17 protein-coding genes are annotated in these 20,149 nt (G+C 61.4%); 15 read left to right on the top strand and 2 right to left on the bottom strand.

Annotated features, from left to right (window positions below):
* Window positions 1-11: 11 nt before the first annotated feature.
* From MF4836_RS33545 to MF4836_RS33610, 15 genes are all read left to right on the top strand, one after another.
* Window positions 12-971 (top strand): PDR/VanB family oxidoreductase, encoded by a 960-nt coding sequence (locus MF4836_RS33545; RefSeq protein ID WP_078473991.1) that lies wholly within the window; start codon window positions 12-14, stop codon window positions 969-971.
* Between the two features lie 19 nt (window positions 972-990).
* Complete coding sequence (locus MF4836_RS33550; RefSeq protein ID WP_078473992.1) at window positions 991-1,482, top strand: flavin reductase; 492 nt, start codon at window positions 991-993, stop codon at window positions 1,480-1,482.
* A 277-nt stretch (window positions 1,483-1,759) separates the two neighbouring features.
* Window positions 1,760-3,037 (top strand): OprD family porin, encoded by a 1,278-nt coding sequence (locus MF4836_RS33555; RefSeq protein WP_078473993.1) that lies wholly within the window; start codon window positions 1,760-1,762, stop codon window positions 3,035-3,037.
* A 104-nt stretch (window positions 3,038-3,141) separates the two neighbouring features.
* The gene (locus MF4836_RS33560; protein ID WP_078473994.1) at window positions 3,142-4,329 is read left to right on the top strand and encodes an alpha-hydroxy acid oxidase; all 1,188 of its coding nucleotides are present in this window, start codon (window positions 3,142-3,144) and stop codon (window positions 4,327-4,329) included.
* A gap of 102 nt (window positions 4,330-4,431) precedes the next feature.
* On the top strand, window positions 4,432-5,550 hold the full coding sequence (locus MF4836_RS33565) for an NAD/NADP-dependent octopine/nopaline dehydrogenase family protein (protein ID WP_078473995.1): 1,119 nt from the start codon (window positions 4,432-4,434) through the stop codon (window positions 5,548-5,550).
* Window positions 5,547-6,539 carry a 3-hydroxybutyryl-CoA dehydrogenase gene (locus tag MF4836_RS33570; RefSeq protein ID WP_078473996.1) on the top strand — a complete coding sequence of 331 codons (993 nt, stop codon included), beginning with the start codon at window positions 5,547-5,549 and terminating at the stop codon, window positions 6,537-6,539. Before MF4836_RS33565 ends, MF4836_RS33570 begins: the two co-directional genes overlap by 4 nt.
* A 96-nt stretch (window positions 6,540-6,635) precedes the next feature.
* Entirely contained in the window at window positions 6,636-7,259 is a 624-nt protein-coding gene (locus MF4836_RS33575; protein ID WP_078473997.1) for an NIPSNAP family protein, read from the top strand.
* Window positions 7,260-7,696: 437 nt separating this feature from the next.
* Window positions 7,697-8,224, top strand: a complete 528-nt coding sequence (locus tag MF4836_RS33580) for a fimbrial protein (RefSeq protein WP_078473998.1) — start codon at window positions 7,697-7,699, stop codon at window positions 8,222-8,224.
* A gap of 385 nt (window positions 8,225-8,609) precedes the next feature.
* Entirely contained in the window at window positions 8,610-11,156 is a 2,547-nt protein-coding gene (locus MF4836_RS33585) for an outer membrane usher protein (RefSeq protein ID WP_102047972.1), read from the top strand.
* 102 nt (window positions 11,157-11,258) lie between these two features.
* A complete protein-coding gene (locus MF4836_RS33590) occupies window positions 11,259-12,011 on the top strand; it encodes a fimbria/pilus periplasmic chaperone (RefSeq protein ID WP_078473999.1) in 753 nt (250 codons plus the stop codon).
* Between the two features lie 22 nt (window positions 12,012-12,033).
* Complete coding sequence (locus MF4836_RS33595; protein ID WP_238596252.1) at window positions 12,034-12,564, top strand: fimbrial protein; 531 nt, start codon at window positions 12,034-12,036, stop codon at window positions 12,562-12,564.
* 14 nt (window positions 12,565-12,578) lie between these two features.
* Window positions 12,579-13,064 carry a fimbrial protein gene (locus MF4836_RS33600; RefSeq protein WP_078474000.1) on the top strand — a complete coding sequence of 162 codons (486 nt, stop codon included), beginning with the start codon at window positions 12,579-12,581 and terminating at the stop codon, window positions 13,062-13,064.
* On the top strand, window positions 13,061-13,594 hold the full coding sequence (locus tag MF4836_RS33605) for a fimbrial protein (RefSeq protein ID WP_078474001.1): 534 nt from the start codon (window positions 13,061-13,063) through the stop codon (window positions 13,592-13,594). Before MF4836_RS33600 ends, MF4836_RS33605 begins: the two co-directional genes overlap by 4 nt.
* A 261-nt stretch (window positions 13,595-13,855) precedes the next feature.
* On the top strand, window positions 13,856-14,566 hold the full coding sequence (locus tag MF4836_RS35280) for an MrpH family fimbial adhesin (protein WP_153050297.1): 711 nt from the start codon (window positions 13,856-13,858) through the stop codon (window positions 14,564-14,566).
* 584 nt (window positions 14,567-15,150) lie between these two features.
* Entirely contained in the window at window positions 15,151-16,155 is a 1,005-nt protein-coding gene (locus MF4836_RS33610) for an AraC family transcriptional regulator (RefSeq protein WP_078474002.1), read from the top strand.
* Window positions 16,156-16,180: 25 nt separating this feature from the next.
* On the opposite strand, the gene MF4836_RS33615 is transcribed toward MF4836_RS33610, so the two are convergent.
* A complete protein-coding gene (locus MF4836_RS33615; protein WP_078474003.1) occupies window positions 16,181-17,416 on the bottom strand; it encodes a dienelactone hydrolase family protein in 1,236 nt (411 codons plus the stop codon).
* A gap of 182 nt (window positions 17,417-17,598) precedes the next feature.
* Entirely contained in the window at window positions 17,599-20,016 is a 2,418-nt protein-coding gene (locus tag MF4836_RS33620; RefSeq protein ID WP_078474004.1) for a TonB-dependent siderophore receptor, read from the bottom strand.
* Window positions 20,017-20,149: the final 133 nt, after the last annotated feature.

The raw sequence follows: 20,149 nt of genomic DNA on the forward strand, positions 1-20,149 counted from the left end.
GATGATCCTGTATGAGCGATCAAGTATTGAAAGTCGTCGTGCGCAAGCGCGAAGAGCAGGGCGACGGCGTCGTCGTGCTGGATCTGGCCGACCCACTGGGGCAGCCGTTGCCGGCGTTCGAGGCCGGGGCCCATGTGGATGTCCACTTGAAGCCGGGGCTGGTGCGCCAGTACTCGCTGTGCGGCGACCCGGCCCAGCCCCTGGCCTATCGCCTGGGCGTGCTCAAGGACCCGGCCTCGCGCGGCGGATCGCTGGCGGTCCACGAGCTGTTGCTTGAAGGCCGTGAAATCGAGATCAGCGCGCCGCGCAACCACTTCCCCCTGGCACCGGATGCGCGGCGTTCGATCCTGATCGGCGGCGGCATCGGCATCACCCCGATGGTGGCCATGGCCTATGCCCTGAATGCCCGCGACAGCGATTTCGAACTGCACTACTGCGCACGTTCCCGCAGCCGCAGCGCCTTTCTCGAGGAGCTGGGCAACGCCGCCTTCGCCCCGCGCCTGCACACCCACTTCGATGACGAAGCGGATGCGCAAAAGCTCGACCTGGCCAAGGTCCTGGGCAGCCCGCAAGCCGGTGTGCACGTGTATGTCTGCGGCCCGGCGGGCTTCATGGACTGGGTGATCGCCCAGGCCATCGCCCAGGGTTACGCCGACGACCATGTGCACCGCGAGTACTTCCAGATCGACGTCGATGCCTCGGGTGCGGGCTTTGAAGTGCACGCCGCGCGCAGCGGCAAGACGGTGCAGGTGGCCGAGGGCCAGAGCATCGTCGAGGCCCTGGGCGCGGTCGGGATAAAAGTCGAGATCTCCTGTGAACAGGGGGTCTGCGGCACGTGCTTGTGCGACGTCCTGGAAGGCGAGCCGGACCACCGCGACGTCTACCTCACAGATGAAGAAAAACAGGCCAACGACCAGATTCTGGTGTGTTGCTCGCGGGCCAAGTCCAAGAAGCTGGTGCTGGATATCTGATACACCGGAGGTTAATACCATGGTCGATACAACTGGATTTCGTAACTCAATGGCGATGCTCGGCGGCGCGGTGTCCATCATCGCCACCGACGGTCCCGCCGGTCGTTTCGGCTTCACCGCTTCGGCAGTGTGCAGCGTTACCGATCAGCCGCCGACGCTGCTGGTGTGCATGAATCGCTCGTCGTTTTCCAATGTGCACTTCAAGAGCAATGGCGTGCTCAGCGTCAACGTCCTGACCCCTGAACTGCGCGACGTGTCCGGGGTGTTCGCCAACCGCGACCTGGACGCCGAACAGCGTTTTTCCAGCGCCCGCTGGACCACCCTGGAAAGCGGCGCACCGCTGCTGGACGAAGCGCTGGTGAGCTTCGACTGCCGCATCGCCCAGGCCCATGAAGTGGGGTCGCACACGATTTTCTATTGCGAGGTCCTGGGGATTCGCAACAGCGAAGGACAGCAGGGCCTGGTCTATTTCAACCGTGCTTATCACGAAATAGGGCAGAGGCAGATTTGAGCTGCCAGCTACAAGCTGCAAGTTGGAAGCAATAAGTAAGAAACAAGAAACAAGAACAATAAGCAGGCTCTATAAGCTGCGTGAAAGTAGTGAGTGTCATGTTGTAAGTTTGCCTCTTTCAGCTCGAAGGTTGAGGCTGGCAACTTGCAGCTGCTTTCATTTCTAGTGGTTATAAAAACAATATTGCAGGTTGACTGCCAAAGTTACTCTTTTGCTCATTTGATCTGCTTCCACTCGTCGTGCCTTTGTGCATGCCATAAAAAGAAAGGAAAGTTCCATGTTTCAGAAGAGCTGGGTTAACCGTGGCCTTTGCACCACGGCTGTGATGGGGATCTTCACGCCATTGGTTGCGCAGGCCGATTTTGTCGATGATCGACAGATCAGCCTGGGAACTCGCAACTTCTACATCGACCGTGACTTCAAGCAATCGGATGCGCCCAAGTCGCGGATCGGCAGTTGGACCCAGGGTTTCGATTTTCGCGCCATCTCCGGCTATACCGAGGGCACGCTGCAGTTTGGCCTTGATCTGTCGGCGCAATACGCCTATCGCCTGGACGGCGGTGGCGGTCGCGGCCCCGACAGCATCATCCCCTACGACGACAGCAAGGGAGAGCAGGTTCGCGATTACGGGCGCGCGGCGCTGACCGGCAAAGTGCGTTACAACAAGACCGAACTCAAGATCGGCGAACTGCGACCGACCTTGCCGGTGGCGTATATCGATGATTCGCGGCAGTTGATCACCACCTATCACGGGGTGCAGATCGAATCCAAGGAAATCGACAACTTGACCCTGACCGGCGGGCGCTTTACCGAGATCAGTTCGCGGGAATCTTCCAATCGGGAAAAGATGTACCTGTTTAACGGCCCGGATATGCAGCGGCGCAGTGATGGCCTCAACTTCGGGGGCGGTACCTATGCCTTCAGTCCCAACTTATCGGCTACTTACTTCTATGGGCAGTTGGAAGATATCTATCAACAGCACTACCTGGGGTTGATGTACAACCATGACCTGGGCGCGGGTTATGGGTTGAAGACCGACTTGCGTTACTTCAATAACAAGGAAGACGGCAAGGCCTTGTACGGCGAGATCGACAACCGCTCCTACGGGCTGATGACCACCCTGAAAAAAGGCGGCCATGCCTTCGGCATCGGTTACCAGCGCATGCTCGGCGAGTCGACCTTTCCCACCCTCAACGGCTATGCGCCGCAGCCGTATCTGGTGAACTGGTCGACCGTGGCCTTCGTCAAGCCCAACGAGAGTTCCTGGCAACTGCGCTACGACTACAACTTCGCCGCCATGGGCGTGCCCGGCCTGAAGCTGATGACCCGTTACATCCGTGGCACCGGGGTCGACCGTGGCAGCAACGCCCTGGACCAGAACGTCGAGAGCGAACGCAACATCGTCCTCGGCTACGTGGTGCAGAGCGGCACCCTCAAGGACCTGGGCTTCGAATGGCGGCGCATCGACGTCAAGACCCGCTATGGCAGTGGTCGGGCCGCGGGCCCGGATTATCAGGAGAACCGCCTGATCACCACCTACACCTGGAAGTTCTAAAACACCGCGTCTCGCCGCCTGCGCATCGGGCGGCGTTTTTATCCGCTTCCCTCTTGCCCGGATTGCTCCTCCGGGTCTTTTTTTCGCGCGTCTACGGAGTGCCTATGCGCCGTTTCTATACCGGCACCGACTTGAGTCGGGTCCACAGTATTGCCGAGCTGGCCGAACTGGCCCGGCGGCGCCTGCCGCATTTCGCCTGGGAATACCTCAGCGGTGGCGCCGAGGCCGAGCTGACCCTGGGTGACAATCAGGCGGCGTTCAGTGCCTATGGTTTGCACGCCCGGGCGCTGGTGCCGTGCCACCCGCCGGCGACCCGGCGCAATGTGCTGGGGCGCAGCCTGCCACTGCCGATGCTGATCGGCCCCACCGGCTACAACGGCCTGCTGCACCGCGACGCCGATATCCACCTGGCGCGTGCCGCTACCGCGCGCGGCCTGCCGTTCAGCCTGAGCACGGCGTCGAACAACTCCATGGAGCAGATCGTCGCCGCGGTGCCCGGCGTCGAGCTGTGGTTCCAGCTGTATGCCATGGGCGAGCCCAAGGTCCAGGCGGACCTGTTGCGCCGGGCCAAGGCCTGCGGCAGCCGGACGTTGTTGCTGACCTGCGACGCCATGGTCCTGGGCAACCGTGAATGGGACCGGCGCAATTTTGCCCGGCCACGGCAACTGGCCTGGCGCAACAAGTTCGACGTGCTGCGCCACCCGCGCTGGCTGAAGCAGGTGATGTGGCCCCACGGCCTGCCGGGCATGGGCAACCTCAATCCCTATCTGCCCGAGGGCGAGCGCAATGCCCTGGGCTCGATGGCATTTATCGGCCGGCAGATGGACACCTTGCTCGACTGGGAGATGCTCCAGCGCCTGCGCGATCAGTGGGGCGAGCGCCTGCTGCTCAAGGGCGTGCTGCACCCGGCCGATGCCGAGCGTGCCATCGCCCTGGGCCTGGATGGGGTGGTGGTGTCGAACCATGGCGGGCGCCAGCTGGACGGCGCCATGAGCAGCCTGGAGGCACTGGCGGCGATTGCCCCGGTGGCGGCCGGCAAGCTGTGCCTGCTGCTCGATGGCGGCATCCGTCGCGGCAGTGATATTGCCAAGGCCGTGGCCCTCGGGGCGGACGCGGTGCTGCTCGGGCGCTCGACCCTGTACGGCGTGGCGGTGGCCGGTGAAGCCGGCGTCGGACGGGCCCTGGACCTGCTCGGTGACGAGCTGCGCCTGACCCTCAATCTGATGGGGTGCAGCCACCTGGAACACCTGGACCGCGAGGCCTTGTTCCGCCGTCCCGGCCAGGGTGCCTAGGTGCGCATTGGCTTGCAGAATCGGCACAGTGCTTGCGCGTTTCGCGCAGTCGCGGTGGGGCGTGGCCGCTAGGATCAAGGCTCTTTTTACAGGAGCGTGCTTATGAATATCAGTGTGATCGGCGGTGGCCACGGTTGTTACGCGGCGGCAGTGGAACTGGCGGAAAAAGGCCATCAGGTGCGGCTCTGGCGGCGCGATGCGCAGGCCCTGGAACAGTTGCAGCGCATCGGCCATCTGCAGGTCTGTGACTATCGCGGCGAGCGGCAGTTGAGCGTGGGCCAGCCGGGGGATTGCCTGCAGCTGTGCAGCGATCTGGCCGCTGCCGTGGACCACGCGCAACTGCTGGTGATTGCCTTGCCCTCGACCTCGCACCCGGCCCTGGCCGATGAGCTGGCGCCCCTGCTGCAACAGGGCCAGGTGGTGTTCCTGCCGCCCGGCACGTTCGGCAGCCTGGTGTTTGCCCAGGCCATGGCCACGGCCGGCAGCCACGCCGAGGTCGCCTTTGCCGAAACCGGCACCTTGCCCTACCTGGCACGCAAGCATGGCGCCGAGCGCCTGGTGATCAGCGGCTACGCCACGCGCCTGCCGACCGGGGTCTTTCCCAGCCGCTTGAGCGACGCAGCGTTTGCCGTGCTGCGCGAGGCCTATCCCAGTGTCGAGCCGATCGAGGATGCCTTGAGCGGGGCCCTGATGAATGCCGGTCCGATCATCCATCCGCCGCTGATCCTGATGAACGCCGGGCCCCTGGAGCATTTCCCGGCCTGGGATATCCACAACGAAGGCACGGTGCCGTCGATCCGGCGCGTGACCAGCGCCCTCGACGCCGAACGCATGGCCATCCGCGAAGCCCTGGGCTACGGCGCGCCGCACTTTCCCCTGGCCGATCACTACGCCAGCGACGGCGAGGAATGGATGTACGGGCGTGGCGCCCACGGCAAGCTGACCGACAGCGGCGACTGGCGCGAAGACATCGATCTGCAGACCCACCGCTACATGCTCGAAGACACGCGCCTGGGCTTGTCGTTCCTGGTTTCGGTCGGGCGCTGGGCGCAGGTCCCGACCCCGGTGGCCCAGGGCCTGCTGAGCCTGGCCACGGTGGTCAGCGGCATCGACCTGTATGCCCAGGGCCGGACCCTGGAAAACCTCGGGCTGGCGCACCTGAGCCGCGAGCAGATGACCCGCTTGCTGAGCCAGGGCCTGGTGCAGGACCTGGCCTCGTGAACGGCGCGCGGATCTGCGTGGTCGGCGCCGGGCGCATGGGCGAGGGCATCGCCCTGGCCTTTGTCCACGCCGGGCTGGAGGTGACCCTGATCGATATCAAGCCCCGCAGTGCGGCGCAGCAAGCCAGCTATTTTGCCGAGGTGATCTGCCACCTGCGCAGCGAGTTGGCCAGCCTGGTGCGCCTGGAGGTGTTGCAGGCGCACCAGGCCGAACAGGCCATGGGCCGCCTGCGGCTGTGCGACCGCGAGCACAGTGCGGCGGATCTTGAAGCCACGCCCCTGGTGCTGGAAGCGGTGCCCGAGGTGCTGGAGGTCAAGGCTGCGACCTTTGCCTGGCTCAGCGCTGTCTGCGGCAGCGACAGCATCATTGCCTCCACCACCTCGACCTTCCTGGTGACCGAGTTGGCGGCGCTGGTCAGCCACCCCGAGCGTTTCGTCAATGCCCACTGGCTGAACCCGGCACTGCTGATGCCGCTGGTGGAAGTCAGCCGCAGCCCGGCCACCAGCCCGGCCGTGGTCGAGCGCCTGATGAGCCTGCTCAAGCGCATCGGCAAGGTGGCGGTGCAATGCGCGCCGGCCGCCGGCTACATCGTGCCGCGGATCCAGGCCCTGGCCATGAATGAGGCGGCGCGCATGGTCGAGGAGGGCGTGGCCAGCGCTGAAGACATCGACACGGCGATTCGCGTCGGCTTCGGCCTGCGCTTCTCGGTACTCGGCCTGCTGGAGTTCATCGACTGGGGCGGCGGCGACATCCTGTACTACGCCTCCCATTACCTGGCCGGCGCCATCGACCCGCGTTTCCTGCCGCCCAAGGTGATCGCCGAGCACATGGCCCAGGGGCGCAACGGCCTGCGCGAAGGCCAGGGTTTTTACGATTATCGCGAGGTCGACCTCGATGCCTACAAGCTCGAACGCCTCGCCACCTTCACCCAGCGCCTGGAACTGATGGGCCTGGCACCGCGTTTCAACGGTGCCCTGGAGGGCCCCTGAAACCCGTTTTATCCGGTCGGCGCGGCCTGTCTGCGCCGGCCTTTACCCAGGTTCGCGGGTGCTGGCGCAGGCCCTCGGACGCCGCTAGAGGTTGTCATGAAGCTGTATGAACTGATCACGTTTACCCTGCGCGTGCGCACCGTCGGCCCTGCCATGGAGCAGTTGCAGGGGCGCCTGGGCGAATGCGCCGAGGGCGTGCAATTGATGGGCTGCTGGGCCTCGGAGATCGGCCCGCTGAACCAGATCGCGGTGCTGCGCGGGTTTGTCGACGAGCGCGCACGCCAGGCCGAGCGCGAACGCTATTTGCACACGGCCGACGCCTTTGGCGTAGCGCCCTGGCTCACGGATATGCGGGTCGAGAACTACAGCCTGTTTCCGTTCCTGGAACCGTTGCCGGCCGGCGCCCACGGGCCGTTCTACGAGTTTCGGGTATATGACCTGGTGCCCACCGGCCTGACACCGACCCTGGATGGCTGGCGCCAGGCCATCGGTCCGCGCACCGGCGAGGGCTATTCAGCGGTGTACGCCGCCTTTTACGCCACCGACGGCCGCACCCCGCGCTACCTGCACATCTGGCCCTACGCCAGCCTCGAACAACGCCTGGAAGTGCGCAGCCGCGCGGTGCGCGACGGGGTCTGGCCGCCGGAAAACTCCGGCCCGCAATTGCGCGACATGCATTCCACGCTGTATCTGCCGGCGGCGTTTTCGCCGTTGCAGTGAAGGGCACTGTATGGCGCTTGGCGGCTAATGACCTTGTGCCATACATACCCTGCTCACCCATTGGGCGGCCTTGGGGTACGCACCGCTGGATCGCAGCGCCGGTGATGGACCTACCGCCACCCCCAGGCCATGGGGGTCGTACGCTCCATCCGTCGGTGATAAGACGGAGCCAATTCTTGCTTCACGGAACCGTTTGAATACTTCAGCCCATTCTGTCTGCCCCCCAGGTGGGGCCGTAGCGCTTTGCCTACGTTCGGAAACGTCCTACTTACTTCTGCCCTTCAGACTTTTATTCTTTTTCAAGCTCAGCGTATAGCAATATCTGAGCGATGGACGCTTGCTACTGTGTTCCCTTTTTTATTGGGATACAGCATCTATTTGGATATAGATGCATGGTCGCGAACTTTGGATAAATCGGCATTGAAGGGAAAAATCAGATGAAACTTAATAAACTTGCCATGGTTGTCGCATTGGCACTTGGTGCTGTTTCTGGTGTGCAGGCTGCTGACCAAGGCAAAGGCATAGTCCGGTTTACCGGTTCTATCATTGAAGCGCCTTGCTCTATTGATCCGGACTCCATTGATCAAACGGTCCCGTTGGGCGCCGTGTCTAACCTGACTCTGGCAGACGGCGGTAACTCAATTCCGCAACCTTTTGAAGTCCGTCTCGAAAAATGCACCATGACCACCGTTAAAACGGTCAAGACGACCTTCAACGGTTCGGCGGGCACTGCCGGCATGCTGGGTATTACCGGTGACGCTGCGGGTGCAGGCATTGTGCTCACTGATGGTAGCGGTACCCCGATCGTGCTGGGCACCGCCACTGCCGGGCAACTGATCAGTGTCGGCGCGACCGAGGCCACTCTGGCCTTCAGTGCTTACTTGAAAGGTAACGGTGGAGACATCGAGAGCATCACGCCGGGTGAGTTCAGCAGTGTGGTCAACTTTATGTTGACCTACATCTAATTTGGTTTTGACACCCTGAGCGGTGCATGTGGGTCTATCCCACATGCACAGTGTTCAATATGCATGGCTTGTAGTAGGTGGTGAAGTCGAAAATAGGTGGCGATGGGCGCGCCAGAGCTGATTGGCATAATCGGTTTATGCAGGTGTGTTTTACCTGTCGCACAAAGCTGCTGTTTCAAGCCAACTTTACCCACTGCAGGGATTTCCCCAAGAGATCGACGCATTCCCCACTGCCTGCGCTGGGTCAGTAATTAATAGAGCATGCCGCCAGTGTGTTTATTCACGCCTTGTGTTGTGCCGTACAGGGTGGCCGAGTGAAGTCGATATCTGGTAAGTGGCTGAAATCCTCTGTGGTATGGATAAAAATGGAATGGACTAATCAAGCGTGAAGGCGACAAGCGGGATACGAATATCTTTTCGTCCGCGCTTACTGGGTATTTCTTTAGTCTGTGCAATTTCGGGTACTTGGTGTCAGGCCCACGCGCAAGAAGTGCAGTTTAATCTTGATGTGCTGGATGTTAAGGATCGCGCCAATATTGATTTAGGCCAATTTTCCCGCGGCGCTTACATCATGCCGGGCGAGTACACCATGCGAGTACGTATCAACAGGCAGGAAATGCCTGAACAGTCTGTGACGTTCTATCCCTCCGAGCAGGATGCCCGCGACAGTGTGGCGTGTCTGAGCCCGACGCTGGTCGAGCAGGTTGCGTTGAAACCGGACATCAGCAAAACACTGACCTGGTGGCATCAAGGGCAGTGCCTGGCGCTGGATAGCCTGCCGGGTGCGACGGCGCATGCTGAGTTGAGCAGTTCGAGCCTGATGGTGAACATGCCGCAGGCCTATCTGGAGTACACCGTCGACACTTGGGATCCGCCGTCGCGTTGGGACGAAGGTATCTCGGGGGTGTTGGTCGACTATTACTTGAACGGTCAAAGCCAATACCAGGAGCAGGACGGTGGCACTTCCTACAACTTGAGCGGCAACGGCACGGTGGGCGCCAATATGGGCGCCTGGCGGCTGCGTGCCGACTGGCAGACGCGGCTGGATCGTCGCCGCAATGGCCAGGGCCCGGGCAATAGTTGGGATTGGAGCCGTTACTACGCTTACCGGGCTATTCCGACCCTTGGGGCGCGGTTTTCGCTGGGCGAGAATTTCCTGTATTCCGACATTTTTGACAGCTTTCGCTTTACTGGCGCGAGCCTGATCACCGATGACAACATGCTGCCGCCTAATCTGCGTGGTTATGCCCCGGAGGTGGCCGGCGTGGCGCGAACTAACGCCAAGGTGGTGATCAGCCAGCAGGGGCGGGTGATTTATGAAGCCCAGGTCGCCTCGGGGCCGTTTCGCATTCAGGACATTAACGACGCGGTTTCCGGGCAACTGGATGTGCGGGTGGAAGAGCAGGACGGCACTCAGCAGTCATTCACTGTAGAGACCGCCAGCGTTCCCTACCTGACCCGGCCCGGATCGTTGCGTTACAAGGTCAGCAGCGGCCGTCCCTCGGATTTCAACCACGGCGCCGAAGGTCCGATGTTCGTCACGGGCGAGGCTTCCTGGGGTGTGAGCAATGGGTGGTCGCTGTATGGCGGCGGCGTGGAAGGCGGGGATTACAAGGCCCTGGCGCTGGGCGTGGGTCGCGACCTGATGATCTTTGGCGCGTTGTCATTTGACGTTACCCAGTCCCGCACCCGATTGCCGCAATGGCAGGATGACACGTTAAGCGGGGCCTCTTACCGGCTGCGCTATTCGAAGAACTTCGACAAGTACGACTCCCAGGTGACCTTCTCCGGGTACCGCTTCTCGGAGAAAGACTACATGTCGATGAGTGATTACATGAGTGCCCGCAATTTTGGCACGCGCAATGAAAACAGCAAGGAGTTGTACAGCGTCAGTTTTAGGCAGTACTTCAGTGACAGTGGGCTGAGTACCTACCTCAACTACGACCACCAGACCTACTGGAACACTAGGGCCAGCGATCGCTACACCTTCAGCCTGGCCAAAAGCATGAGCGTCGGCCAGTTCAGGAATCTAAGCCTGTCGGTGACGGCGTACCGGAATAAATACAACGGTATCGATGATGACGGCATGTATCTCTCGCTCTCAGTGCCGCTGGGGGGTGGTGGGGGTTATATCAGTTACAGCGGTAGCTATGATCGCGATGCAAACAGTCATCAGGTGGGTTACTACGACCGTCTCGAAAATGGCGACAGTTACCAGCTCAATGGCGGCCAGAACAGCACCGGCGCGACGGCCAGCGGTTTCTACTCCCATGAGGGGGATCTGGCCCAGGTCAATGCTAATACCAGCTATCAAGAGGGGCGCTACACCTCGGTTGGCATGTCGTTACAGGGTGGGGCGACGGCTACCCTGGAGGGCGCGGCCATGCACCGTTCAAGCATGATTGGCGGCACTCGAATTCTGGTGGACACCGACGACGCGGTGGGTATCCCCATCTCGGGGTATGGCGCCGTCACCCGCACCAACCGATTCGGTAAAGCCGTGGTCACCGACGTCAACAGTTATCACCGCAACCAGGTGAGTATTGACGTGAACAAGTTGCCGGAGAACGCCGAGGTGGCGCACTCGGTGATCCAGGCCACGTTGACCGAAGGGGCTATTGGCTATCGGCGGTTCGAGGTGGTGTCCGGTGAGAAGGCAATGGTGGTGATCCAGTTGGCCGATGGTTCAACCGCACCTTTTGGGGCCACGGTGACCAACGACAAGGGACAAGATGTCGGCATAGTCGGTGACGATGGCAACGTCTACCTCAGCGGTATCCACCCGGGTAGGCCAATGACTGTGCATTGGAATGGCCAGGCGCAGTGTGCGCTGCTGATGCCCAAGCAGGTCTCCCAGGCAGACATGGCCGAGTTAGTGTTGCCGTGCGGGGAGTTTTCCGACAGTCATTCGCCGCAAAAGGCGCAGGGTTGACTGCGCACCACACACACCTTTCAGCCCGTGGCAGGCCCATGCGCCGTTTTATTGAGCGGCGCACTTTTGATGTTTCAAACATGCAGACAGTGAGTAACAACGATGAACAGGCAACGTAATCCTCTTTTCCCCGTGGTTGGCGCACTGCTATCAAGTGTGCTGAACATGCAACAGGTGCAGGCGGCCGTGGCACTGGACCGTACCCGGGCCGTGTTCGACGGTGGCGAGAAGTCCATCAGCCTCAGTATCAGCAACGAAAACAAGACCCTGCCTTACCTGGCGCAAGGCTGGCTGGAGGATGCGCAGGGCAACAAGATCAACAGCCCACTGACGGTTCTACCGCCCTTGCAGCGCCTAGAGCCTGGGGCAAAAAGCCAGATCAAGGTGCAGGCCCTCCCGGCTGCCAATTTATTAGTACAGGACCGCGAGACGTTGTTCTATTTCAACTTGCGTGAAATCCCGCCAAAGAGCGAAAAGCCCAACACCTTGCAGTTGGCGCTGCAGACGCGGATCAAATTGTACTATCGGCCAAAGGCGCTGGGCGTTAGACCCGGGATGGTGCCTTGGCAGGAACAACTGACCCTGATCAGGCAGGGCGATAAATACCAGGTGAATAACCCGACGCCGTATTACGTGACGATAGTCGATGCTGGTAACAAGCCCGGTTCTGAAGGTGCTCAGGGTTTTGACCCGGTGATGGTGGCCCCTTACGGCAAAGAGACGCTGAACCTGGGTGTGTCGGTGCTAGGCGCAGCGCCGGTGCTGACCTACATCAATGACTACGGCGGTCGCCCGCAGCTGCAGTTCACCTGTGGTGCAGTCGACTGCAAGGCCAAACCCATCACGCAGAATTGAGAACGGGTATCGTGGTTTGACGATGAATGAAAAGAGCGGCCTGGCCATAAAAAAGCCACATAAAACACAGCAGGTGTTATGTGCCGTATGCCTGGCATTGCTGAGCATGGTCATGGTCCCGTCGGCATTGGCAGCCACGAGCAGCACCATTACCGTTAAGGTCACCGTCACGGCAGCGCCGTGCGAGATCAACGACAACAATTTGATTGAGGTCGACTTTGGCAACGACGTACTCACGACCCGGGTGGGCGGCGACTATAAAAAGAGGCGGGTGCAATACTCTGTGAGCTGTCCGCTGGGCGCCCCCAGCTCGATGAGGATGCGGATCGAGGGCAATGGTGCGGTGTTTGACGGCAAGGTGCTGCTGACCCAAATCACCGATTTTGGCATTGAAATACGTGCGAACGGAAAGCAACTGCCCATCGACAGCTGGGTAGATTTTACCTATCCGGATTGGCCATCACTTGAAGCAGTGCCGGTCAAGCGCCCCGGCGCCACCCTGGCCACCGGTGTCTTCTCCGCCGCAGCGACCATGAAGGTCGAATACCGGTGAGCAGGATCAGCGCGATGAAAGGTTATGCCGGGCTGCTGCTGATGCTGGCCGGTGGCGCAATCAGTGCGCAGGGGCAGGCGGCGCAGAACATGACACTGTTCGGCACGCTGATAGAACCTGCGGCGTGCACCATCAACGACGGCGGCCAGGTGGATGTCGATTTTGGCAACCGGATCGGCGTGAACAAGGTGGACGGCGTGAACTACTGGCAGCCGATGAGTTACCGCATTACCTGCGATCCTAATGCGAGTACCCAGGACATGACTTTGGAAGTCGTCGGTATTCAAGCCGATTACGACTCGGCGGCGGTGGTCAGCGACGTTAAGGATCTGGCGATCCAGATCAAGCAGAACGGTCAGCCGTTTGAACTGAACAAACCTATTCCTATTACGCGGGGCAGCCCGCCCGTCCTGTCGGCGGTGCCGGTAAAGCGATTGGGGGCAGTGCTGAACGAAGGGCCGTTCGAGGCTACCGCGACCCTCAGGGTGGGATACCCATGAGCACGAGAAAAATGCGCCTATCAGCCATACCGCTGGCGTTGATGCTGGCGCATAGCCTGACGGCGCAGGCTGAAAACGTTCGGCTGCACGGCGCCCTGGTGGCGGAGCCCTGCGTGATCGTACCCGGGGACGAGAACGTGCAACTGAACTTTGGCACGGTGATCGACAAATACCTGTATGCCAACCAACGCACCCGGGGCCAGGCGTTTGACATCCGCCTGATGGCCTGCGACCCGAGCCTGAGCAAGACGGTGAAGATGACCTTCAGCGGTGTTGAGAATCCACATCTTGAAGGGTTGCTGGCGATAGAGGGCAACAGCCAGGCCAGTGGCATCGCTATCGGCATGGAGACCCAGGCCGGTCGGAAACTGCCGCTGAACACCAGCGGAGAAGGCATCCGCTTGGTCAACGGCAATAACACCCTGACTGTGTTGGCGTATGTGCAGGGAGAACCGCAAGCCATCGCCAAGCACAATATCCAGCACGGGCCGTTCAGCGCCATTGCAACTTTCAGCCTGGAATATGAATAAGGCGGCTGTTGACTGGCGGTTGCCGAGAACACGTTGGTGTAGCGGATCGCGAAGACCATTTAGGTACAGGGGCAGGCCGGAACATGATCGAAACTTTTCAGTGATTAACTATTTTGACAAGGGTGTTTAATGGGAATCAATGCGTCAGCAGACCGGGTGCCTGGTACTGTTTTTAAACGCCTTAAAACGCTGCTTGTATGCAGTTTTATAAGTGGATTAATAACGTTTTTTATGCCGGCGCTAAGTCAGGGGGCCTCTATAATGGTTGCCTACAATGCCAGTTCTAAGTTGTATTATGTGGCAAACATTAATATATCGGCTGGGGAGCTGAGTAATACCCGGCCACAGGTGCTGGGTGTCTATTTTTCTTTTACTTCACCGGCGGGAAGTGTCGAGTGCCGGCAGGGATATCAACCAGGAGAGTTCACCGCCTGTAGTGGCGCAGCATGGGGGACCTTGCCGGTTTACTGCCCGACAGCCGCTGAAGCTATTCGCCGATTTAGAATGATGTTGACCGGGGCTATCTTAATCGACGCGCCTTCGCCGAATACGATTGTGGAAATAGCGTGCATGAGCGGTCCAAGTTCGGCGTGGCGGTTTGCAGGCCCGGTGTCGCCCCCTCCGTTGATACCTGCTTCGTGTAAAATTTACGGGCCTGTTACATTGGAACATGGGTCGCTTAGTACAGTAAAAGTAAACGGGCATACCGCGTCTTCAGAAATAGGGATGGAGTGCAGTCGGGAGTCGGATGTGGTGTTGAAAATTCCCGATAATGGCGTCATAGCGCTAGGCAGTAATAGCGGCCTGAAATCAACGATTGTTTTAAATGGCGTGACGGGTGGGAATGTCAGAGTGAATAAGGTAGGGCCGGTAATAAAATATATAACGGTGTCCAGTGTGTTGAGCTCTTCGGGTGCCGTCAGAAGTGGCGACTTTAGTGGCAGTGGTGTGATTACACTTGAAATTCCCTGACTTTTTATGGGGCGTAAGTTGGATGATTGAAGCGTGTCGTCTCGCTTTGCTGTCTGTGGTTGGCTTGCGAAGGAAGCCCTGGCGAAACCTGGACGCCAGTGGTTTGCGGGCAATCTCGCAGGCCTGATAACTCCAAGCGACGAAACGGGTCCCGGCGCTGACGTGGTACGGATCAAAGCAACCGACACCGGGAATGCTCGAGCTGGCACTTACTCGGGAGCGACGGTATTGAGACTCGACGTTCTATAGCACCAGGTCAGGGGGAGAACGGTGACAGCTGCAGCCTCCCGGCGCCGAGGCCAGCGTGACGCTTCCTTGATCGCCTACCAACAGAAAACCCACGACTAGCACACGCTGTAGGCGAGAAGGATTAGACTCATCGGCCATAGGGATGTGCCTCTCAACCCGTGTCCCATTTAACGCAGGCCGTTTCGATGACTTCTGCTCAACGCCCTGATCACACTCCTTCAGACTTTTGTTGCGGCATAGCACAGTTGGCGCGCAGCTTATCACCGTGGATGCCCCTGGTGACCACTGCAACCTTGCAGCCAGCTGCGCAGCGAACAAGGGCGGTGTGCTGAACCGTGGCCGCATTCACCAGTACCGCCCAATCCCCTGACCTTGACCTGTCGTACCTGTGTCAGACGCCGGTATTTACCAGTCAGGCGCCTTTGCACAGCCATCAACTGCTGAGCCGGGAGCTGGTGGAGCATGACCTGCTGTGGCGCGGCGATGGGGTCGACACCGCGTTGTTTCGCCGCTATCTGGGGCGTTGCCAGGTGTTCGCCCTGCGTTATGGCGCGGAAGTTGAAGTGCGCTTGCGCCCGTTCAGCGATTTTGTGCTGGTGCAGATGCTCCTCAATGGCCGTGCCCGGGTCGACTGCGACGGTGTGAGCTTGGAGCTGGAAGCCGGGCAGGTGGTGGTCCTGTCCCGCTGCCAGGCGGCGCGCCTGGTCTGGCAGCGCGGCTGCGAGCAATTGATGTTGCGGGTTCCGCGCAGCCTGCTGGAGCAGGGCCGGCAGCAGGTGCTCGACGCGGGAGGGGTGGATCAGCCACTGCCATCGGCCTATTGCCTGGACCCGATGCAGACCCGGGTCTGGATGCGTCTGGTGGGCAACGTGCTGGACCAGATGGCCCTGCACGGCGAGCAGGCCTCCCCCGAGCCCTGGGTGCAGCACCTGGAACACAGTCTGGCCCTGTTTTTATTGACGCATCCGCCCCGGGGCCTGGCGCCGCGCTTGCCGGACCCGGAATCGGCGGGGCAGCGCCAGGCCTTGCGCCAGTTGGTGAAGATCGAAACCCTGATGCGCCAGCGCCTGGGTGAAGCCCTGACCCTGGCCGAGCTGGCGGCGGTGGGCGGCATGAGCGTGCGCAGCCTCAACAGCCTGTGCCAGCGCTGCTACCGCCAGACGCCAATGGAACGTCTGCGCGCCCTGCGCCTGGAGGCTGCCCGCGAACGCTTGCTGGCGCGGCGCGACCTGAGTATCACCGAGGTTGCCCTGGCCCACGGTTTCGCGCACCTGGGCCGTTTCGCCCATTACTATCACCAGCGTTTCGGCGAATTGCCGCACCACACCCGCAGCCGCTAGGCGCCGGGCGGGCGTCGGCTGTGGCTCACTGCCCGGCGCTGGCGGTCCAGCTATGCATCAGGGTGTTGGAAGGCAATTGCTCGTCGAGCAGTTTTTTCGCCGCTTCGGCCCCCACCACCGGCAAGCCCGTGGGGTCCAGCAGGCCGATCTGCACCAGCACGCTGGCCTGGTCCCAGTAGATGTGTTCGTGGCACAGCTTGTCGCCGCGAAACTTGATGACCCCGAGCATGGGGATTTCCACGTAACGGCCGGTGGGCGCGACGTTGGGCAGCATCCAGTCGATGGCGCTGGTGTGGGTAAAACTCATGATGAATTCGTCGACGATCTGCGACGAGCCGACGGTGCGCGAGATCGGCACCAGCTTCATGTCCTCCGGGTTGCCGTGGACAAAGTGATGCTGATAGAAGCGGCTCAGCTCAAGCTGGCCGACGCCGCCGGTCATGGTCGGGATGTGGTTGACGTAGGGTTCGGCAACCATGGTGGCCATCGTTGCCGGCACATCGCGCAGGGCAAATTCGTATTTGACGTGTTTGTCCCACAGCTCAGACAGGTTGTAGTGCGGGCCGATTTCGCGCTTGAGCGCAGCGATGCTGCGTTGGTGGGCCATCAGTGCGGCCGGCTTGTCGTAATGCATACCGCCGCTGCGGGCAAAGGCGTGGTCGACCCCGGGGTAGGTGTAGATCTCGACGGACTCGCGCCCGCCCAGGCGGGTCTGGATCTGCGCCCGCGCGGTGGCGTCGCAGTAGCTGTCCTGTTCGGCGAAATGCAGCACCAGGCGGCCCTTGATCTGCTCGGCCTGGTCCAGCAGGTGCTCGATGCCCATGCCGTAGTAACCCACCGCGCAGGCCACGTCGGTGTGGGTCGCGGTGAGGTAGGCCAGCTTGCCGCCCATGCAGAGCCCGACATAGCCCAGCCCGCCGGGCTCGACCTGCTCCATCTGGCGCAGAGCCTGGAAGCCGGCGTCGATATCCTGCACCGCCAGCTCCAGGTCGAGCCCCTGGAACAACTCGATGGCACGGGCGAAATCGGCCTCGGTGTAGCCCAGCTCGATCCCCGGTTGCTGGCGCCAGAACAGGTCGGGCACCAGGGTCACGTAGCCTTCCTCGGCATACAAATCGGCTACGCCGCGCATGGTGGCGTTGACCCCGAAAATCTCCTGGCCGATCACCACCCCGGGGCCTTTGCCCGAGGCTGGCAGCGCCAGGTAGGCGCTGAAGCGGCCGCTGCCGTCTGTGGCTTGGATTTCGATCATCTTGCCCATGGCACTTTCCTCGTTGTCGACGGGTCGGCCCGCGATTGCGTGGCCGTGGCAGGCACTCTAGGAGCGAGGGGCAGGGCGAAAAAAGCCGGAATTGGCAAGTCGTTAGCCGGATCGTGCAGAAGTGCGGCAAGCAGGGAGAAGAATGCGCCCGCGCCGTTTGCCACGGCGCGGGGCGGGCGGGGTCAGAAGTCCCAGCGGGTGGTGAGCATCAGGTTGCGCGGGTCGCCGTAGTAGGCGGCGTTGAAGAAACCGATGTTGGTCAGGTACTTCTTGTCGAAGGCATTGTTGAGGTTGAGGGTGGCCGAGAGGTTGTCGGTCAGTTGATAGCGCGCCATCAGGTCCACCAGCCAGTACGGGTCCTGGGAGAATTTTTCCTTGGCGCCGTTTTTCGAGTAGTTGGTCAGCACGCGCCAGGATTCGCCCTGCCAGCGGGTGCCGCCGCCGAGGGTCAGCTTGTCGAGGCTGCCGCCGAGTTTGTAGGAGGTGTACAGGCTCAGTTGGTCCTCGGGCTCGGAGGTACCGACCTTGGCCCCGCTTTCATCACGGCTGACCTTGTGGGTGTAGCCGCCTTGCAGCTGCCAGCCGGGGGCCAGTTCGCCGGAGATTTCCGCTTCGTAGCCCTTGGTCTTGGAGGTGATGCCCATCTCGGCGTAGTCGATGACGCTGTAGTCGGGGTTGGCGTTATAGGCCTCGTCCGGGACGGCACGGTTTTTTTCGTGCACTTCGAAGTAGGCCAGGCTCGAATTCAGGCGGCCGCCGAAGAATTCGCCCTTGATCCCGACTTCATAGTTCTTGCCTTCGTTGGGCCGCAGCATCTTGTTGTTGCGGTCGCGGGAGTTTTGCGGAAGGAAGATTTCGGTGTAGCTGGTGTAGGCCGAGAAATTGTCGTTGAGGTCGTACACCAGGCCGGCGTAAGGCACGACCTTGCCGCTCTGTTGCAGGTCGGTGTTGCCGGTGACCTGGAAGTTGGCGACCCGGGTGCCGAGCAGCAGCGACAGGTCGTCCGCCAGGCTGAAGCGTGCGGCGACGTAACCGGCGCTCTGGCGCGTGGTTTCGTCGTTGACCTGGCTGACCTTGCCCCAGTCCGGCACCCGGCCGTCACCGTCCCAGTTGTAGTAGGCGTAGCTGTTGTCGACCTGAATGGCGTCGGTGTAGTTCTTGCCGGTCCAGTCCGCCTTGGACACCGAGCTGCCCACCACCAACTGGTGTTCGCGGCCGAGCAGGCTGAAGGGGCCGCTGACGTACAGGTCGCCGCTGTCGCTGACGGTTTCGCCGGTGAATTTGCGCGACAGCAGCGAGGCTTGGCCGGTGCTGGCGTTGGGCGACATCAGGTTGCCCATGGGCGCGTGGTAACCGTTGATCTGGTGGTTGTATTGGCCCTTGGCGACCCAGCCGTTTTCAAAGCTGTGTTCCAGGGTGGCGAAGGCGGTGCGCGTGTACTGGGCCCAGCCACTGAAATTGGCGCCGTTGTTGTAGGAGCGCGGGGTGCTGATGGGCTCGCCCTTGCTGTCATACAGCGAGGCGCTGCCGGACCAGCTGGAGCCCTTGGGGTCGTTGTCCTGGTAGTCGGCGCCCAGGGTCAGCAGGGTGTCGGGGTCCAGGTCGACTTCGAGAATGCCGTAGTAGACGCTGGTCTTGCGCTCGTAGTGGTCCATGAACGAGTGCTTGTCGCGTTGCACCGCCACTGCGCGGCCGCGGACATTGCCGCTGTCGGTCAGCGGCCCGCCGACATCCAGCTGCGCGCTGTAGCTGTCCCAGGAACCGGCGCCCAGCTGCACGCTGGCCTTGAGCTCATCGGTCGGCTTTTTACGGATCAGGTTGATCACCCCGCCCGGGCCGCCGGCGCCGGCCAGCAGGCCCGGCGCACCCTTGAGGACTTCGATGCGGTCATAGATCGCCATGTCGGTCTGGGTCTGCCCGGCGGAGTAGGACGCATCCTGCAGGGTCGGGATGCCGTCGTACTGGAAGTTCTTGATCGCAAAACCCCGGGAATTGAAGCTGGTGCGGTCGCTGTCGTAGGTGCTGACGGTGACGCCCGGGGTGTGGCGCATCACGTCATCGATCGAGTTCAGGCCAAAGTCATCCATGACCTGGCGCGTGACCACCGAGATCGACTGCGGGGTTTCACGCGGGGTCAGCACCAGGCGCGTGGCGGTGGCGATGGTGCCCGGGGTGTAGGAGCCGGTGCCTTCGGTGATGGTCCCCAACTGGTTGGCGCCGACGTTGGTTACCCCCAGTTCCAGGGCCGTGCCGCTGGCTGCCGGGCGCGGCTGCACGCGGTAGCCGGCGCCATCGGCCACGGCGGCCAAGCCCAGTGGCGCGAGCAGCCGCTCCAGGCCTTGGGTCACGTCCATCCGGCCTTTGAGGCCGGCACTGTGCAGGCCCTGGGTCAGTGCCGAATCGGCGGCGATCATCGCCCCGGATTGCTGGCCGAAGGCGCCCAGCACCTGGTCCAGGCTGCCGGCCGGGATGTCATAGGCCTGGGGCTGGTGCTGGGCGCTGCTGTCGGCCGCCAGTGCACTGTGGCTGACGCCACCGAGGGAGAGGCCGAACAGGACCAGGCGCAGGGCGCCGGCAAGCGGGGTGAGGCGGCTGTGCATAAAGACTGTCCATAGGTTGAGAAGGGAAGGCGATGCGCTGTTTTTCAGCGTCTTCCCTGGTCTTGATGCGTGAGAACGAAAAAACTGCCGCCCGGGGTGAAAAAAGTTTTGCGCCTCGGATCGGGGGCTGGTG

This window comes from Pseudomonas sp. MF4836, from assembly GCF_002018875.1.
GTDB lineage: Bacteria > Pseudomonadota > Gammaproteobacteria > Pseudomonadales > Pseudomonadaceae > Aquipseudomonas.

Bases quoted from the DNA above. Each gene is read 5' to 3' on its own strand.
- MF4836_RS33620 (WP_078474004.1), bottom strand. From the start codon at position 20,016: ATGCACAGCCGCCTCACCCCGCTTGCCGGCGCCCTGCGCCTGGTCCTG.
- MF4836_RS33560 (WP_078473994.1), top strand. From the start codon at position 3,142: ATGCGCCGTTTCTATACCGGCACCGACTTGAGTCGGGTCCACAGTATT.
- MF4836_RS33590 (WP_078473999.1), top strand. From the start codon at position 11,259: ATGAACAGGCAACGTAATCCTCTTTTCCCCGTGGTTGGCGCACTGCTA.
- MF4836_RS33545 (WP_078473991.1), top strand. From the start codon at position 12: ATGAGCGATCAAGTATTGAAAGTCGTCGTGCGCAAGCGCGAAGAGCAG.
- MF4836_RS33565 (WP_078473995.1), top strand. From the start codon at position 4,432: ATGAATATCAGTGTGATCGGCGGTGGCCACGGTTGTTACGCGGCGGCA.
- MF4836_RS33605 (WP_078474001.1), top strand. From the start codon at position 13,061: ATGAGCACGAGAAAAATGCGCCTATCAGCCATACCGCTGGCGTTGATG.
- MF4836_RS33575 (WP_078473997.1), top strand. From the start codon at position 6,636: ATGAAGCTGTATGAACTGATCACGTTTACCCTGCGCGTGCGCACCGTC.
- MF4836_RS35280 (WP_153050297.1), top strand. From the start codon at position 13,856: ATGGTTGCCTACAATGCCAGTTCTAAGTTGTATTATGTGGCAAACATT.
- MF4836_RS33595 (WP_238596252.1), top strand. From the start codon at position 12,034: ATGAATGAAAAGAGCGGCCTGGCCATAAAAAAGCCACATAAAACACAG.
- MF4836_RS33580 (WP_078473998.1), top strand. From the start codon at position 7,697: ATGAAACTTAATAAACTTGCCATGGTTGTCGCATTGGCACTTGGTGCT.
- MF4836_RS33615 (WP_078474003.1), bottom strand. From the start codon at position 17,416: ATGGGCAAGATGATCGAAATCCAAGCCACAGACGGCAGCGGCCGCTTC.
- MF4836_RS33600 (WP_078474000.1), top strand. From the start codon at position 12,579: ATGAAAGGTTATGCCGGGCTGCTGCTGATGCTGGCCGGTGGCGCAATC.
- MF4836_RS33550 (WP_078473992.1), top strand. From the start codon at position 991: ATGGTCGATACAACTGGATTTCGTAACTCAATGGCGATGCTCGGCGGC.
- MF4836_RS33555 (WP_078473993.1), top strand. From the start codon at position 1,760: ATGTTTCAGAAGAGCTGGGTTAACCGTGGCCTTTGCACCACGGCTGTG.